Source organism: Actinomadura keratinilytica, from assembly GCF_039539665.1.
GTDB classification, from domain to species: Bacteria; Actinomycetota; Actinomycetes; order Streptosporangiales; family Streptosporangiaceae; genus Spirillospora; species Spirillospora keratinilytica.
The window spans coordinates 35,571-51,908 of record NZ_BAABDO010000035.1 but is presented as its reverse complement, the minus strand read 5'-3'; the positions used below and the strand labels follow the sequence as shown (position 1 = coordinate 51,908).

Below are 16,338 nucleotides of genomic sequence, written 5' to 3'. Positions count from 1 at the left end.
CGATCATCTGGGAACCCTGGTAACCACCACCGCCCCGCACCGGCGGCCCGTCCACTGCACCCGCAACGCCGCCAGCACCTGCTTCACCACCACGCGACCGGCAGGCACCCGCATGCCTCCGGCCCGCCACCACACGCCGCCCGTAGCAGGGCAGCCCCGCGCATACGCGCTGCCCTGCGCCAACTGCAAAGCGAACACCCATCTCCAACCAGCACCGCTCTGACCTGCGCACTTGCCCAACCGCCGGACTGCTGCAGAATCCACCCGGTACGGCCATACACAAGCCGCGCCCACCTGCGGCTTTACCCTCGGGCCGCATCATCACCCTGGAGGTATCGCGCCTAGATCCAGGAGACGGGACGTGAAGGCCCAGGGCAGCGCGCTCCAACTCAGGGCGGCGGAGGCTTAGGGGTCAGGCTGCGGGGGTGTCGCGGAGGAGCGGGCAGGACATGCAGCGGGGGCCGCCGCGGCCGCTGCCTAGTTCGCTGCCGCTGATCCGGATGACCTCGATGCCCGCCGCCTCCAACTGCGCGTTGGTCTCGATGTTGCGTTCGTACGCGACCGCCACACGCGGGGCGATGGCCAGGGTGTTGTTGCCGTCGTCCCACTGCTCGCGCTCGGCGGTGACCGGGTCCAGGCCGGTGTCGATGACCTTCAGGCGGTCCAGGCCCATCGCCTCGGCGGCGGCCTCCAGGAACGGGCGCGACTCGGCCACGCGCAGGTCGCCGTCGTCGGTCGTCACCGTATAGGCGGTCATCGAGTCCGCCATCGGCGGGTACATGACCACGGTGTCCACGTCCACCATCGTGCACACGGTGTCCAGGTGCATGGTGGCGCGCTTCTGCGCGATCGGCACGGCGAGGACGGTGTGCGCCAGCCCGGTGTCGAACACCTGGCGGGCGAGCCGCTCCGCCCCGGCGGGCGTGGTGCGCTCCCCCGTGCCGACCGCGATCACACCGGGGCACAGCAGCAGGACGTCCCCGCCCTCCATGTGCTCCAGCGTCGGGTCGTACACCCACCGCACCCCGGCGAACCTCGGGTGGTGCGCGTAGACCAGGCCGATCAGGGCCGACTCGCGGTGCCGGGCGGGCATCGCCAGGCTCGTCACCGCCACCCGGTCGCCGATCCAGGTGCTGTTGTCGCGGGTGAACAGCAGGCTGGGCAGCGGGTCGATGATGAAGTCGTGCCGGTCCAGGAGCCGGTAGACCAGGCCGTGACCGGTCTTCAGCTCCTCGTGGGCCAGCCCCGCGATCAGCGTGTGGGCGAGTTCTTCGGGGTCCTGGTCGCGCAGGTATCCCTCGACCACGCCGCGCAGCTGGTCGCCGAGGCGGGGGTCGTCGAGCACGCCGCTGATCGCCTCGTCGCGCGCCGTCTCGTACTCCAGCACGTCCTGGAGCAGCTCGGTGATGTAGAGGACCTCGACGCCCCGGTCGCGCAGCGCCTGGGCGAACGCGTCGTGCTCCTCCTGGGCGCGCCCCACCCAGGGGATGCCGTCGAACAGCAACTTGTCGTTGTTGCGCGGCGTCAGGCGTTTGAGCTCCGCGCCCGGGCGGTGCAGCAGGACGGTCCGCAGCCGTCCCACCTCGCTGGTGACCCGGTGTTCGGTCGTCTCGCCCACACCGGCAGTCTATGTGGCCCCATTTTCGCGCCTACCGGCCGATCCGGACGGTGTGCCACCATCGCCACGTGATCAGCCGCGGAACGCTCCCCCTGCACCTGACGGCCGCCACGCTGCTGCGGGTCTCGGCGGAGGGGATGGCGACCGCGCTGGTCCTGACGGTGGAGGCCCGCACCGGACGCGCCGCCGACGCCGGGTTCCTGCAGACCGCCGCGACCCTGCCGTACGTGCTGAGCGGCCCGCTGATCGGCCACGCGCTCGACCGGGCCCGCCGCCCCCGCCCGCTGATCATGATGCTGGCGGCGGGCTACGCGGTCGCGGCGGCGTCGCTGCTGCTCATGGCGGGACGCTCCCCGCTGGTGCTCGCCCTGCTGGTCGCCGCGGTGATCGGCGTGACCGAACCCGTCGTCGTCGCGCTGACGAGCCTGCTGCCCCGGTACGTCCCGGCCGAGCGGCTGCCGCGCGCGTACGGGCTGGAAGCGTCGAGCTACAACGTCGCGGCCATCGCCGGTCCCGGCCTCGCCGCCGGCCTGGCCTCCGCCACGACCGGTACGTACGCGGGCTTCGCCGTCGCGGCCAGCGCGATCGTCGCCCTGCTCGTCCTCCCCCTCCTCCCGATCCCCGGCCCCGCCGCCCCGATACCCCGCGACGAGCAGACGGCTGCCGAGGCCGACCCCTCATCCGGGTCGTCCGGCGCGGGCGAGGCCGCCTTGTCGGCACCCGGCCGCGAAATGAGCCGGGGCACCGACGCGGACGGCGGCGCCCCACAGCCGGCCGGGCCGGCCGGTAGCGGCGAGGCGGCAACGCAGGCACCCCGCCAGCAGACGGGCGGGAGCACCGACGCGGACGGGCGGGCGGCCGCCGACGCCGGGGGCGGGCGCGGTGGCGCGCGGGTGCTGGTGGACGCGGTGGCCGGCGGGTTATGGGTGCTGGTGGGCAATCGGGTGCTGCGTGCGCTCACGGCGGCGACGTCGCTGGCGTGGCTGGGGTGGGGCGGCATCGCGATCGCGGCCGTGCTGCTGGCCGAACGCCTGGACGCCGAGCCGAGCGCGGGCGGCCAGCTCATGGTGGCCGTCGCGGTGGGGTCGCTGGCCGGTTCGCTGGCGAGCGCCCGCTGGCTGCGCCCCCGGCATGCCGAACGGGTGATGGTGGTGGGGCTGGTGGCCTTCGGCGGGGCGCTGGCCGCGTTGGCGTGGGTGCCGTCGCTGCCGTGGGCCCTGCTGTGCTTCCTGGCGGCCGGGCTGTGCGAGGGCCCCGTCTTCGCCGCCACGCTGATGCTGCGCCAGCGCGAGTCGCCGCCGGAACGGCTGGGGCAGGTCAACACCACCGGCGGCAGCCTGAAGATCGGCACGTTCGCGGTGGGCGCGGCGCTGACCGGGATGCTCGCCGACCATCTGGGCCCGGACGGCCTGGTGCTGGCCATCGCCGCCTGCCAGTTCGCGGGTGCGGCCGTGGGCCTGCTCCTGCTCGGCATCACCGGACGCGCGGACCGCGCCGCCCGATCACGCGCCTGAAAAATCAATCGACAGCGTCGCGGCCGCGTTCGTACTCTCGGAGCATGTTCTTCGCAGCCGGCGCCCGCACGCTCGCAGAGGTCACTCTGCTGAGCGCGGCGCCGGCTGCCTCCCTGGCAGCGGCGGCTGATACGGCAGCCGATACGGCCGCATTCGACGGCCTGCGAGGCTGACCCTCCTCCGTCCCACCTCCGATGAGAACCAGCGGAGGGGGGTTGTCACCAGAACACGAGCAACGACCGCGTGAAGCATGCGCGGCCGTACGCCCGTGCGGTTCTCACTTCCCCACGAACGAGTGAGGACGATTCCACATGGCCAAGCCGCTGTACGAACGGACCAAGCCGCATCTCAACATCGGCACGATGGGGCACGTCGACCACGGCAAGACCACGTTGACCGCCGCCATCACCAAGGTGCTGGCCGAGCGCGGGCTGGCCGCGGCCGTCCCGTTCGAGCGCATCGACCGGGCCCCCGAGGAGCGCGAGCGCGGCATCACCATCAACATCGGCCACGTCCAGTACGAGACGGCCACCCGGCACTACGCCCACGTCGACATGCCCGGCCACGCCGACTACGTGAAGAACATGATCACCGGCGCGGCGCAGATCGACGGGGCGGTGCTGGTGGTGTCGGCGCAGGACGGCGCGATGCCGCAGACCCGCGAGCACATCGTGCTGGCCCGCCAGGTGGGCGTGCGGCACGTGGTGGTCGCGCTCAACAAGGCCGACGCGGTCGACGACCCCGAGCTGCTCGACCTGGTGGAGCTGGAGGTCCGCGAGCTGCTGTCGGAGTACGGGTTCCCCGGCGACCAGGTGCCGGTGGTCCGGGTGTCCGGGCTGCGGGCGCTGGAGGGCGACCCGTACTGGACGGCCCGCATCGTGGAGCTGCTGGACGCGATCGACGCCTACGTGCCCGTCCCCGAGCGGGTGCTCGACCGGCCGTTCCTGATGCCGGTGGAGAACGTGCTGACCATCACCGGGCGCGGCACCGTCGTGACCGGCGTGGTGGCGCAGGGCGCGATCCGGGTCGGCGACCCCGTCGAGATCGTCGGGCTCGGGGACACGATCGCCACCGTCGCCACCGGCCTGGAGACGTTCGGGCAGGCGATGCACCACGCCGAGGCGGGGGACAACACCGCGATGCTGCTGCGCGGTGTCAAGCGGGACCAGGTCCGGCGCGGCCAGGTGATCAGCACGCCGGGCGCGATCCGCCCGCACACCCGGTTCCGCGCCCGGGTGCGGGTGCTGACCGCGGAGGAGGGCGGCCGCAGCAAGCCGTTCTTCCACGGGTACCGGCCGCAGTTCCACTTCCGCACCACCGACGTGGTGGGCGGCGTGGACCTCGGCGGCGAGGGCGCCATGGCGATGCCGGGCGACACCGTCGAGATGGCGGTCGAGCTCGGCAAGCCGGTCGCCATGGCCGAGGGCCTCGGCTTCGCGATCCGCGAGGGCGGTCGCACGGTCGGCGCCGGCACCGTCACCGCCGTGGCGGACGAGTAGGCCGCATGCGCCGGCGGGCTCTCTCCGGGGGAGGGAGCCCGCCGGCCGGGGCGCTGCAGGCGCCGTCGGGTGGCCGGGTGGTCAGTTGGTTTCGGGTCAGAGGGCCCGCATGCGGGCGAATCACTGGCGGACCCGGTTCCGATGTGGTGGGATTCGTGATCATTCCCCGTGTGTTTCCCGACCTGGAGAACGAGTGCGAGCCCCCCGCGCCCTGATCCCCCTGCTTGCCGTGTGCGGCGCCGCGGCGGTCGTGGTGACCGCCGGTGCCGGTGCCGCGATCGAGGGAGCCCCGAACCTCGGACCGGCCCTGGCCGACGGGGCACGGGAGGTCCCCGCGGCCACCATCACCGCGATGACCTGGAACGTCTGCGGCGACTCCGCGTCCGGATGCCCGCTCGGATCGCGTCCGGCCGACCTGGTGCGCGAGATTCCCCGCCAGGTGGCGGACGTCCGCGTCGGCGGCCGCAAGGTCGACATGGACGCGGTGTTCCTGCAGGACATCTGCTCCGGCGAGGTGGCCGCGCTGCGCAAGACGTCCCGGTTCAAGGCGTGGAGCTGGGAGTTCGCCGCCTACCGGGGGTCCGACGGCGCGCCGCGCAAGTGCGCCAACGGGCAGGGGAGTTTCGGCGTGGCCATCGGCTCCCGGGAGCGCCTCACCGACGTGCGCACCACGGAGCTGCCCTCGCCGTCCACCGTGCGGCGGGTGGCGCTGTGCGGCCAGGCCGCCGCCTGGCACACCAAACTGTGCACGGCGCGGCTGAGCTCCACCGGCTGGAACGACGACCCGAACGGCGCATGGCGGCGCAAGCAGGCCCAGAAGGTCGCCGAGGCGGCCGGGACGGGACGCGTCGTGTTCGGCGGCGACCTCGGCGAGCAGCCCGAGTCCCGCAACCTCGACGTGCTCTACCGCGACTACGCCGAGTGCGACCAGGGGCCCGGCACCGCCCGCACCGGCGCCAAGACCCGGCAGGACGCGGCCGGCACGCCGGTGGAGAAGACCGACTACCTGTTCGCCTACGCGCCCGCCGGGATCTCCTGCGGGGTGCCGGAGACGCCGGTCCGCTCGTCCGACCACCGGCCGGTCGGCGCGGTCGTCCGCTTCCCCGACCACGAGGCGACCATCGAGGCCCGCTGATCCGGCCGGGTGCGGGCGCCGCGCGGCGCCCGCACCCCGGATCCACCGGGCTCAGTGGACGGCGCGGTCCTGGCCCTGCCAGTACGGGGCGCGCAGGTCCTTCTTGAGGATCTTGCCGGTCGGGTTGCGCGGGATGGCGTCGCGGCGCTCGACGGACGTGGGGCACTTGAAGTGCGCCAGCCGCTCCCGGCAGTAGTCGATGATCTCCTGCTCGGAGAACTCGGCGCCCTCGGCGGGCACGACGAACGCCTTGGGCGTCTCGCCCCACCGCTCGTGGGGCACCCCGATCACCGCGCAGTCGGCGATGCCCGGATGGCTCATCAGAACGTTCTCCACCTCGGCCGGGTAGATGTTCTCCCCGCCGGAGATGATCATGTCTTTGACCCGGTCGTGGATGTACAGGTAGCCGTCCTCGTCCAGGTATCCGGCGTCGCCGGTGCGGAACCAGCCGTCCTCCAGCAGCGCCGCGGCGGTGGCCTCCGGCATCCCCCAGTAGCCCTTCATGTTCTGCGGCGTCTGGCACAGGATCTCGCCGACCTGCCCGCGCGGCACCTCCTCCAGCGTCGCCGGATCGACGATCCGCAGGCGGCAGGCGGGGTTGGGGATGCCCGCGCTGCGCAGCCGGTGCGCGTTCGGGCCGCCCGGGTCGTGGTCCTCCGGCGGCAGATAGGTGATCGCGCCGGTGGTCTCCGTCAGCCCGTAGACCTGCATGAACCCGGTGCCGGGCAGCAGCTCCATGGCGCCGCGCAGCACCTCCTCGCTGATCGGGGACGCGCCGTACAGCAGCAGCCGCAGGCTCGACAGGTCCGCCTCGCGGACCTCGGGCATCAGCTGCATGAACTGCAGCAGCACCGGGACGAGGAACACGTGCGTCACCCGGTGCCGTTCGATCGCGCGGGCGATGGCGACCGGGTCGGGCTCGCGCACGATCACGCCGGTGAGTCCGTCGAACACCGTGCACACGGTGAGCGCGCAGCCCGCCACGTGGTACATCGGCATCGCGACCATCATCACGGTGTCGTCGTCGATGCCCCACAGCTCGTTGGTGAGCGGCAGCACCGCGTTGAAGTTGTCGTGGGTGAGCATCACGCCCTTGGGCAGCCCGGTGGTGCCCGACGAGTAGAGCTGGACGAACACCTCGGCGGTGTCGGCTTCCGCGTCGGGGGGCGTGGCCGGGGGCTCGTGGGCGCCCGTCCATTCGGCGTAGTCGCGGTAGGCGTGCCCGGAGCCGCCGATGACCACCACATGGGTGGTGTGCTCCAGCTTCCCGGCGACCGCGTCCAGCACCTGCACGAACTCGGGGCCGACGACGAAGACCTTCGCCTGCGCGTTGTTGACGATGTAGGCCACCTCGTCGGGCGCGAGGCGGTAGTTGATGGGCACCTCCGCGGCGCCCACGCGGGCCGCGCCGAACAGCAGCTCGGCGTACTCCAGGGAGTTCTTGTCGAGAACGGCCACCCGGTCGCCGCGCCCGACCCCGGCCGCCCCCAGCGCCGCCGCCACCTGGTCGACGCGCCGGTCGAAGTCCCGGTAGGTGATCTGAACCTCGCCCGCGATGTAGGCGAGCCGGTCCGGATGACGTTGCGCGCGTTCGCGCAGCACCTGGGTCAGGCTTGGCACGGAGATCCCCTTTCGCCGGTGACCACGGTTGTCTGCGCATCATGAGGTCACCGGCGGGCGACGGCAAGGGCCTCCTTGCCCAGCTGCGGCCCGGCCGGCGCTATCTGCTCTTGGCGCCCTTGGCGACCAGGGTGACGGCCAGGAAGACCAGCACCGCGACGAAGCCCACGAAGAAGAACAGCTTCAGCATCGACAGGATCCAGCCGATGACGCCCATGAGCAGCCACAGGGCGAGGATCACGCCGACGACCATCAGAATTGTCCGTCCCATGCCTCTCACGGTATTGCGCGGTGCGGGACACGTCATCACCCTGTGGGACGACTCGGCGGCCGCGTTCCCCCGCCCGAAGGCGGAACACCCCCTGAGACAGGAGTAAGGGCCGACGGCGCCGTGCGTGGTCGTCGATGACGTCGACGTCGGGGCGGCGGAGAGCATCGCCGCAACGGCGGCGGCCGGGCCTGTGGCGCCGCGCCTTGGCCGGGCTGCCCCTACGGGCTGTGGCGCTTACCGCGGCGGCGGGACATCTCGACCCGGCTGCCCAGGCTGACCCGGCCGCCCCGGCGTGGGCTGGCCAGAGTACGGCTCTCCGGGGGCGGTCCCGTACCCTCCGGGCGGCGGCGTGTACGCCCCTACGGGCTGTGCTGCTTACCGCGGCGGCGGGAGGTCCTGACCCGGCTGTCCCGGGTTCGGCTGGCCGGGAGCATCCGGATACGGGGGCTGCCCCGGGTTCGGCTGTGCGGGATACGGCTGCCCGGGGGCGGCCCCGTACCCTCCGGGCGGCGGCGTGTACGCTCCACCGGCCCCGGGGAGCGGGTATCCGCCGCCTGCCGGGGGCGGTGCGTACGGGCCGCCCGGAGCCCCCCATGGCCCGGCGGCGGGCTGCTGCTGGGGAGCCCGGCCCACCATCATGACGCGCAGCCCGGCCAGTGCCGCCGCGACGATGGGCGCCAGCAGGAACAGGAACCAGGCGAACACGGTGTAGTGGCCGAAGGCGCGGAAGTACGCGTCGAGGTACCCCGGCTCCGGCGTTTGGCCCTGCATCAGGTTGTAGCCGTAGGCGCCGAGGAGGTCTCCGAAGATGTTGGCGATGATCGCGAACACGACCGCCAGGATCGGCGCCACCGGCCCGCGCGGACGGGTGAACAGCAGCGGCCCGGAGACGGCCGCCCCCATCACCACGGTGCCGATCGTGGCGTACACGTCGAGGACCGGCCCGTCGGGATCCTGGCCCATCTCGGTGACGAGGAAGAAGAAGACGATCGCGAACAGCGCGTTGATCGCCGTGGCGGCGGCGCCGCCGATCAGCAACGCCACGAACGGCGCTCCGCCGGAGGGGGCGGTCCGGGTCGAGGACATGCGGCCATTAAACAGACCGTCTGTCACAACCCGGTGACGCACCCCCGCGCCCGCGCCGAAGGCGAGGCCGGGGCGACGCGCCCGCCCGCGCGGCGGGGGCGGGGTGGGCGGGTCAGCGGGCCACGGACTCGTCGATGGCGCGGAAGGTGGGGCAGGGCCAGCGCCACATGCAGGCGCGGCAGCGGCGGATCGGGGTGTCCGGGTCGCTGGTGATGCCGCCCGAGTCCTGCGGCCGGTGCAGTTCGATCAGGCGGACGGCCAGGTCGGCCAGCATGATCACCTCGTCCCGGGCGCCGGCCAGAAAGGACAGGTCCTCGCGCGACAGCCGCACCTTGACCGGGACGTGCCCGGTGTCGTTGACCAGGCGGGACAGGTACTGGACGGAGGAACGCCACGGGGTCGACTTCGCCGACCGGGCCCGGATCGCCTCGATGCGCTCACGCAGCCGGACCTCGCGCGGGTCTCGCTCGGTCTTCACGCCCGGCACCCCCCACGCGGGGCCGCCGCCGGGCTCGCGGGGCGCCGTCCGGGGCCCGCCGCCTGCCTCTGCCGCTGTCGCACCCGCTCAGCGTCCCCTAATTCCTGGCCGCGCGGAGGGGAAATTACACAGTCCGCACCCAGGGGCGACCCCCATAGCGGGAGGAGCCCGCCAAGTGTCGTAATCAAGACATTGCACAACGTCATTTGCCAAGGTCATACGTACCGGACGCGAGGACACGGCGGTTCGGGGCAACCCCCTGGCCCGTCGCCGCTCGGCCCGATAGTGTGCCGATCGTGGAGCTGAATGTCTCGACCGCGTCTCAGGGAGGTAACGCCGTCGTCACAGCGACGGGCGAGCTCGACCTGTACACCGCGCCGCGTCTGCAGGCCGCCCTGGCGGGCCTGCTGCGCGAGCCGGTCGACCGCGTCGTCGTCGACCTGAGCGGCGTCGAATTCTGCGACTCGACCGGCATGAACGTGCTGCTGGCGGCCATGAAGCGGCTCAAAGAGCAGGGCGGCTCGCTGGAGCTGGCCGCGCCGCGCCCGGCCGTCCGGCGCATCCTGCAGGTGACCGGACTGGACACGGTGTTCACCGTGTGCGACGCGGTGCCTGTCCTCGACGTCGGCTGATCCGGCGCCCCCGGCGGGCTCCCGGGGGCGCGGCGCCGACGACCGCCTGAACGACGAGCGACCCGCGGGGGAACCACCCCGCGGGTCGCCGCCGTTAGCGGGCGGTTCCCGCGAACCCGCACTACGATCGCCCGTATGCAGGACGTAGCGGTGGTCATCCCGGCCAAGGACGAGGCGGACCGGATCGCGGCGACCGTCAAGGCGGCGCTGGAGCTGCCCGGCGCCGGGCTGGTCGTGGTGGTCGACGACGGTTCCGCCGACGGCACCGCCCGGGTCGCCGAGCAGGCCGGGGCCAAGGTCGTGCGGCACGGCCGCAACCGCGGCAAGGGCGCGGCGATGGAGAGCGGCGCCGAGGCGGTGCGGCTGCTGGACGACGACCGCCGCGAGCCGCGCCACCTGCTGTTCCTGGACGCCGACCTGGCGGAGACCGCCCGCGAGGCCGCCCCGCTCGTCGAGCCGGTGCGGCGCCGCGAGGCCGACATGACGATCGCGGTGTTCTCCACCACGGTCAAGCTGGGCGGGCACGGGTTCGTGGTGCGGCTGTCGCGCGACGGCATCCGCCGCGCCACCGGCTGGGAGGCGACGCAGCCGCTCAACGGGCAGCGGTGCCTGACCCGGGCCGCGTTCGAGGCGGCGCGTCCGCTGGCCGCCGGGTTCGGCGTCGAGACCGCCCTGACCATCGACCTGCTGCGCCAAGGCTTCCGGGTGACCGAGGTGGAGGTGCCGCTGGCGCACCGGGCCACCGGCACCGACTGGCGGTCCCAGCTGCACCGGGCCCGGCAGTTCCGCGACGTGGCGCGCGCCCTGGCCGTGCGCGAACCGGCCGTGGCGCGGCTGCTGCGCGGCACCCGCCTGCCGTGACCCCGTCTTGTCCCGGTGCCGCGGCCTCCGGCGCGGCGGGCGGCGCCGCCGGGGCCCGCGCGGGCCTGGCCGCCGTCGGGACGAGCCTCGCCTGCTTCCTGCTGACGGCCCTGCTGGGCCCCTCGGCCATGCAGCCCGAGCTGCGCGGCCCGGCCGGGCAGCCGCCCTACTCGCTGTCCGTCCACCCGTCGCCGCACCTGGTGATCGGGCTGGTCGCCGCCGGCATGATCATCGGGACGGCGGGCCTGGCGCTGTGCTGGCGCGCCGTGCGCAAGGGCCGGCGGTACCGTCCGGGCGCGCTGATGGCGGCCGGGCTGCTGGTGACGGCGGCGTTCGCGCTGATGCCGCCGGTCGGGTCCGCCGACCACCTCAACTACGCCGCCTACGGCCGCATGGCGGTGCTGGGGCACGACCCGTACTCCACCAGCGCGGTGGACGTGCCCGGCGACCCGGTGATCAGCGAGGTGGAGGAGTGGCGGCGCACCCCGTCGGTGTACGGGCCCGTCGCGACCGGCACGCAGGCCCTGGCGTCCTGGGTCGGCGGCGACTCGGTGCGGCTGACGGTGTTCGTGCTGTCGCTGTTCAACGCGCTGGCGTTCGCGCTGACCGCCTGGATCCTCTACCGCACCGCCGACACCGACGAGCGGCGGCTGCGGGTCGCGCTGCTGTGGACGTGCAACCCGCTGCTGCTGTACCACCTGGTCGGCGGCGCCCACAACGACGCGCTGGCGGTGTGCCCGATGGTGGCGGGGCTGGCGCTGTTCGCGGCGCGGCGCGGCCGTCCCGGCACGGTGCCGCGCTCGCTGGGCGCCGGGGCGCTGATCGCCGTCGGCGGCGCGATCAAGGTGCCCGCCGCGCTCGTCGGCGGCGGGCTCGCCTGGGCGCTGGCCCGCGACGGCCGCGAGCCGGGGGCGCGCGGCTCGGCCGCACTCCGCCTGGCGGCCCTGGCCGCGGGTGCGCTGGCGGTGACGGCGGCCACCTACGCGTTCGCCGGCCCGCACACCTTCGACCAGCTCAGGCGGGCCGCCGACCAGGTGTCGCTGGCCACCCCCTGGCATCTGGTGGACCTGCTGGTCGGCCGCGAGAAGCGCGTCTTCATCAAGATCGGCTGGTTGACGCTGTTCGCGGTGCTGGCGGTGCTGCTGGCCCGCGCCCTGCCCCGCGTCCGCCCCGCCGCGGGGGGCGCCGACACGGGGGGCGAGGGCGAGCGGGTCGCGGCGGCGCTGGTGCTGGCCTGGCTGCTGGCCACGCCCTACGAGCTGCCCTGGTACAGCGGGTTCGCGTGGGCCGCGCTCGCGCTGCTGCCGTGGTCGCGGTTCGACTGGGTGCTGCTGGCGCACACCGCCGCGCTCAGCCTCGGCTACCTGCCCGCCCGCGACCCGAAGCTGATCGGGCTGCCGTCCTCGCTGGACTTCCTGCTGGACGTGGCGCGGCCGGGCGTCATCCCGGTGCTGCTGACGGTGATCCTGATCGTTGCGGTGCGGATGTGCCTTCGGCGGCCAGATCCAGTTCCAGCGCCCGGACCGCCGCCGCGAGCAGCAGCGGGGTCGCCAGGCTGAACGCCACCGACAGGATCACCACGCCCGAGTCGTTCACCAGCGTGCCGACCACCCCGACGGTGAGCGCGCACACCAGCGCCGGACGCATCGTCGCGCACCGCTCGTACAGCCGTTCCAGCAGCGAGGCCCGCCACTTCAGCGGCCGGATCAGCACGAAGTACAAGAACGCGATGGCGCCGGCCAGCGCGAGCGTGAACGGCCAGTAGCCCAGGCTGCGCAGCATGGCCTGGAACTTGCGCACCACCACGTCCCAGGCGTCGCCGTTCATCAGGTCCTGCCAGAACCGGCCCAGGTGCGTCGGGTTGGCGCTGCGCGAGTTGACGTAGGAGATCAGCAGCACCAGCGCGGCGCCCAGCAGGCAGAACAGTCCGAGCCGCAGCGCCGACACCCGCTGCCCGGTGGCCATCAGGCCGAGGACCGCGAACGCGGGCACCATCGCGATCACGCCGCCGAAGTCGCTGCCCCAGGCGGGCAGGCCGTCCACCGCGACCGCCGCCGCCCCGACCGCCGCGATGATCGCCACGGCGGCGGCCCGGCGGCCCGCCCGCACCGGACGCTCGGCCAGCCACGCGGCGGTCAGGATCGCCGCCACCGCGAACAGCGAGAACGCCTGGTTGCCGAACCCGTAGAACCGGCCGGCGATGATCGCGTTGTAGCCCATCAGCGTGTTGAGCTGCAGCCGCGAGTCGGCCATGACGTCCGCCGCCAGCGTCAGGGCGGTGAGGGCCGCGATCGCCAGCCCGGGGCCGAGCACCGAGCCGCGCCACGGCCCCGCCCACGCCAGCACGGCCACCAGCACGCTGAACCCCAGCACGGTGGCGACGAGCGCCGGCGTCGGGTGCGGCAGGTTCCACCACGGGACCATCCCGGTCAGGAACGTGGCGACCGGAACCGCGCCCCCGACCAGGGCGATGAACCGCGTCGTGCTCAGGATGCGCGCCCGGGACGCGGGGACGTTCCACCGCCGCCGCAACGCCACGCCCGCGATGCCGTAGAGCAGCAGCTGGGCGCCCCCCAGCACCCACCAGAAACCGCCCTGCACGTGCCGGATCGCCTGGGCGGCGACGTCCTCGTCCCGCAGCCGGTCGACCTTCCCCATGGTCGCGGTGTCGCCGCCCCCGGCCGTGCGCCACGCCGACCCGACCGCCTCCTTGGGCTGGGGGAGCCCGAGCACCTTCAACGTGGTCGCGGTGAGGTCGGTGAGGGTGACCAGGGCGGTCTGCCGGGTGGCGCTGGACGTCAGGTACCCCGGCTGGTAGGTCTTGCCGCCCTCGCCGGTGGGGCCCTGCGCGACGGCCACGCGGATGTGCGGCTTGATGTCGGTGTCCGACAGCCCCGCCACCAGCACCGTCGTGCCCCGGGGGAGACCCGCCAGCACCTGGGCGACCCGCTGGTCCGCCGCCCGCGCGGCGCGCGCGCGGGCGCGGGCGGTCACCGGCACCTGCTCGCCCTCGGCGTCCACCCCCGCGGTCAGGTAGGCGCGGAAGATGTCGTCGATCTCCACCCCGATCAGCGCGCACCGCGACCAGTCGGCGGCGGGCACCTTGTCGGGGGACGGGGCGTACCGGTCGACGCGTCCCGCCCCGTCGGCCAGCCCGAACACGGCGCCCGGCCCGACGGCCAGGGTGCAGCCGCCCGCGCCGCGCACCGCGTCGCCGAGCAGGCCCACCCGGGCGTGGTAGGAGGTCCGCGAGTTGTCGTCCTTGATCGACTGCCAGCCGGGGGCCAGCGCCCCGCCCTCCGGCGGCGCGCCCTCCTGTGCCCCGGGCCGCTCCGCCGTCACCGGCGCCGACGGCAGCGCGCAGTCGCCGTGCGCCAGCCGGGCCCGCTGCCCCGCCGACACCGTGAGCCAGCCGTCCATCGGGCAGGTGTTGACCCGGGTGGTGCGGATGCTGAGCGCGCCGGCGGCGCCCTGCCCGGTCAGCCGCCACAGCGTCGGCGTCCCGCCGCGGGTGACGTCCTGCCACGTCAGCCCGGGGATCCCGATGATCGCGACCCGTCCGGTGGGCGCGGCCGCGGCGCGGGCGGAGGCGGAGGTTTCGGCGGCGTGCGCGCGGGGGGACGACACGGCGAACAGCGCGAGCAGCGCCGCGCCGACGGCCACAATGGTCGCCACGACCCTGCGCGTCTCGGCCGCCGCCCCCCGATGCGTCATGCGTGCCAGGGTAGTGGGCGGCCTACATCAGGATGGGGACATGGGCGAACGTATCGGTACGGACCAGCCGGAGCACCGGCGGGCGGCGCCGGCCCCGTCCGCACGGGCGGCCTCGCCGGCGAACCTGCTGATCCTGGCGGCCGGGATCTGCGTCGCGGTGGCGGCGGTCGCGCCGATCGTCGTCCACTGGCTGACCAACCCGCCGGACCAGCGCATGGTCGACCTGGAGGTCTACCGGGACGGCGGACGCGCCGTCCTGCGCGGGGCGCCGCTGTACGAGGTGCTCACCCAGCCGCCGCAGCTGCTGCCGTTCACCTATCCGCCGATCGCGGCCGCGATGGCGGTGCCGTTCACCCTCATGTCGTGGGGCGCGGCCCAGGTGACGTGGATGGTGCTGCTGTACGTCGCGCTGGCGATCGTGGTGTGGCTGTCGTTCCGCGACCTGATCCGGCGGGCGGGCCGGTGGGCGCCGCTGGCGGCGGGCGCGCTCATCGGCGCCGCGGCCTGGCTCGTCCCCGTGTACGACCAGGCGCGGTTCGGCCAGGTGGGGCTGTTCCTGCTGGCGATGTGCCTGGCCGACTGCTGCGTGCGGACGCCGCGCTGGCCGCGCGGCATGCTGGTCGGCCTGGCCGCCGCGATCAAGCTGGTGCCGGGCGTCTTCCTGATCTACTTCTGGATCACCGGACGGCGGGACGCGGCCGCCAACGCCGTGCTGACCGCCGCCGTCGCCGGCCTGGCCGGGTTCGCGCTGCTGCCGGACGACTCGGTCGACTACTGGTTCGGCGCGCTGCTGGAGGGCGGCGACCGCACCGGCGCCGTCAACGGCACCACCAACCAGGCCATCAACGGCATGCTCGCCCGGCTCTACCTGCCCGGCCCGATCACCGGCCTGCTGTGGCTGGCGCTGGTCGCCTTCGTGGGCTACCACGGGTTCCGGCTGGCCCGCCGCGCGACGCTCGCCGCCGACGCGATGCCGCCGGGCCCAGACGCCCGCTCCGCCCTGCTGGCGGGCGTCGCGATCACCGGCCTGCTGTCGGTGCTGCTGTCGCCGGTGGGCTGGATCCACCACCTCGTGTGGATCATCCCGGTGATCGGCGCCGTGGCGGGCGACGGGCGGAACGTCCGCAGATGCCTGTTCGCCGGGCTCATCTGGCTGTACTTCCTGTTCCCGCTGCCGTGGTGGGGGACCCGGCTGATCGGCCCCGACCACTCGATCCCCTCGATCGTGGTCGGGCGGATCATCCAGAGCTCCTTCGGGCTGGCCGCGCTGGCGCTGATCGTCCTGCTCGGGCGGCGGCTGATCGACCGGGTCCGCATGTCCGGACGGCCTGTTTCCGCCAGTTCATCGCGCCGGGAGGACGGTGTCGGTACGCTCACTCCGTGATGCTGGTAGCGGTGGCCGTCGCCGGGTTGGTCGCCGGGGTGGCCGGTCTGTCCATCGCGGTAGTGGCCCACAACAGGGTGAACCAGGTCGTCGACGAGTGCGGTGCGATGCTGCGGCGGCAACTTCAGCTCACCGCCGGAACGGTGGACGGCCAGGCCCTGCGCGACCTGGCCATCGTGCACTACGACGCGCTCAAGGAGATGTCGGGGCACCGGTCGTTCTCGCTCGCCCTGATCAACGCCAACGGCGACGGCGTGGTGATCAGTTCCATCAACGGCCGTACGGAGACCCGCACCTACGCCAAGCCGGTGCGCGACGGCCACCCCCTGGAGAAGCTGTCCCCCGAGGAGAACCAGGTCCTGCGCGCCGCGCGCCTGGGCAAGGGGCCCGTCGTCACCATGGACGACCCGCTCGCCGACTTCGGCGGCCGCACCCCCACCCCCCGCGCCTGACTCCCCCTCGGGCCCGGCGTCCGCACCGCGCCGCGTTCGTGACGGGTTCATGATCGGTTCTTTGCCGGTGCCGG

Annotated in this window: 14 protein-coding genes; 8 read left to right on the top strand and 6 right to left on the bottom strand. The window is 73.8% G+C overall.

The features are described from left to right. Positions 1-412: 412 nt before the first annotated feature. Positions 413-1,618, bottom strand: coding sequence for an arginine deiminase (locus ABD879_RS14285; protein ID WP_345021518.1), 1,206 nt, complete (start codon positions 1,616-1,618; stop codon positions 413-415). A gap of 68 nt (positions 1,619-1,686) precedes the next feature. Between ABD879_RS14285 and ABD879_RS14280 the strand changes: the two genes are divergently transcribed. The 3 genes from ABD879_RS14280 (at position 1,687) to ABD879_RS14270 (ending at position 5,766) form a co-directional block, all read left to right on the top strand. Next, the gene (locus ABD879_RS14280) at positions 1,687-3,132 is read left to right on the top strand and encodes an MFS transporter (protein WP_345021516.1); all 1,446 of its coding nucleotides are present in this window, start codon (positions 1,687-1,689) and stop codon (positions 3,130-3,132) included. 311 nt (positions 3,133-3,443) lie between these two features. After that, on the top strand, positions 3,444-4,631 hold the full coding sequence (gene tuf, locus ABD879_RS14275) for an elongation factor Tu (protein ID WP_345021514.1): 1,188 nt from the start codon (positions 3,444-3,446) through the stop codon (positions 4,629-4,631). Between the two features lie 193 nt (positions 4,632-4,824). Then, positions 4,825-5,766: an endonuclease/exonuclease/phosphatase family protein gene (locus ABD879_RS14270; RefSeq protein ID WP_345021512.1), complete on the top strand. Its 942-nt coding sequence runs from the start codon at positions 4,825-4,827 to the stop codon at positions 5,764-5,766. Between the two features lie 51 nt (positions 5,767-5,817). On the opposite strand, the gene ABD879_RS14265 is transcribed toward ABD879_RS14270, so the two are convergent. The 4 genes from ABD879_RS14265 to ABD879_RS14250 form a co-directional block, all read right to left on the bottom strand. Beyond that, positions 5,818-7,386, bottom strand: a complete 1,569-nt coding sequence (locus tag ABD879_RS14265; protein ID WP_345021509.1) for a long-chain-fatty-acid--CoA ligase — start codon at positions 7,384-7,386, stop codon at positions 5,818-5,820. Positions 7,387-7,486: 100 nt separating this feature from the next. Beyond that, entirely contained in the window at positions 7,487-7,657 is a 171-nt protein-coding gene (locus ABD879_RS14260; protein ID WP_345021507.1) for a hypothetical protein, read from the bottom strand. Positions 7,658-8,032: 375 nt separating this feature from the next. Further along, positions 8,033-8,743: a hypothetical protein gene (locus ABD879_RS14255; RefSeq protein WP_345021505.1), complete on the bottom strand. Its 711-nt coding sequence runs from the start codon at positions 8,741-8,743 to the stop codon at positions 8,033-8,035. 112 nt (positions 8,744-8,855) lie between these two features. Continuing rightward, the gene (locus tag ABD879_RS14250) at positions 8,856-9,221 is read right to left on the bottom strand and encodes a hypothetical protein (RefSeq protein WP_345021503.1); all 366 of its coding nucleotides are present in this window, start codon (positions 9,219-9,221) and stop codon (positions 8,856-8,858) included. Positions 9,222-9,517: 296 nt separating this feature from the next. Here ABD879_RS14250 and ABD879_RS14245 point away from each other — a divergent pair, with 296 nt between their 5' ends. From ABD879_RS14245 to mptB, 3 genes are all read left to right on the top strand, one after another. Further along, positions 9,518-9,853, top strand: coding sequence for an STAS domain-containing protein (locus ABD879_RS14245; RefSeq protein WP_345021501.1), 336 nt, complete (start codon positions 9,518-9,520; stop codon positions 9,851-9,853). A 135-nt stretch (positions 9,854-9,988) separates the two neighbouring features. Beyond that, positions 9,989-10,714 carry a glycosyltransferase family 2 protein gene (locus tag ABD879_RS14240; RefSeq protein ID WP_345021498.1) on the top strand — a complete coding sequence of 242 codons (726 nt, stop codon included), beginning with the start codon at positions 9,989-9,991 and terminating at the stop codon, positions 10,712-10,714. After that, the gene (gene mptB / locus ABD879_RS14235; RefSeq protein ID WP_345021496.1) at positions 10,711-12,273 is read left to right on the top strand and encodes a polyprenol phosphomannose-dependent alpha 1,6 mannosyltransferase MptB; all 1,563 of its coding nucleotides are present in this window, start codon (positions 10,711-10,713) and stop codon (positions 12,271-12,273) included. The genes ABD879_RS14240 and mptB overlap by 4 nt, the downstream gene beginning before the upstream one ends. On the opposite strand, the gene ABD879_RS14230 is transcribed toward mptB, so the two are convergent. Next, positions 12,155-14,428, bottom strand: coding sequence for a hypothetical protein (locus tag ABD879_RS14230; protein WP_345021494.1), 2,274 nt, complete (start codon positions 14,426-14,428; stop codon positions 12,155-12,157). The two genes, mptB and ABD879_RS14230, sit on opposite strands and share 119 nt — an antisense overlap. Before the next feature lie 40 nt (positions 14,429-14,468). Between ABD879_RS14230 and ABD879_RS14225 the strand changes: the two genes are divergently transcribed. Together ABD879_RS14225 and ABD879_RS14220 are read left to right on the top strand one after the other, a co-directional pair. Further along, positions 14,469-15,812, top strand: coding sequence for a glycosyltransferase 87 family protein (locus tag ABD879_RS14225; protein WP_345021492.1), 1,344 nt, complete (start codon positions 14,469-14,471; stop codon positions 15,810-15,812). Beyond that, complete coding sequence (locus ABD879_RS14220) at positions 15,812-16,264, top strand: DUF4446 family protein (RefSeq protein WP_345021525.1); 453 nt, start codon at positions 15,812-15,814, stop codon at positions 16,262-16,264. The genes ABD879_RS14225 and ABD879_RS14220 overlap by 1 nt, the downstream gene beginning before the upstream one ends. Positions 16,265-16,338 lie beyond the last annotated feature (74 nt).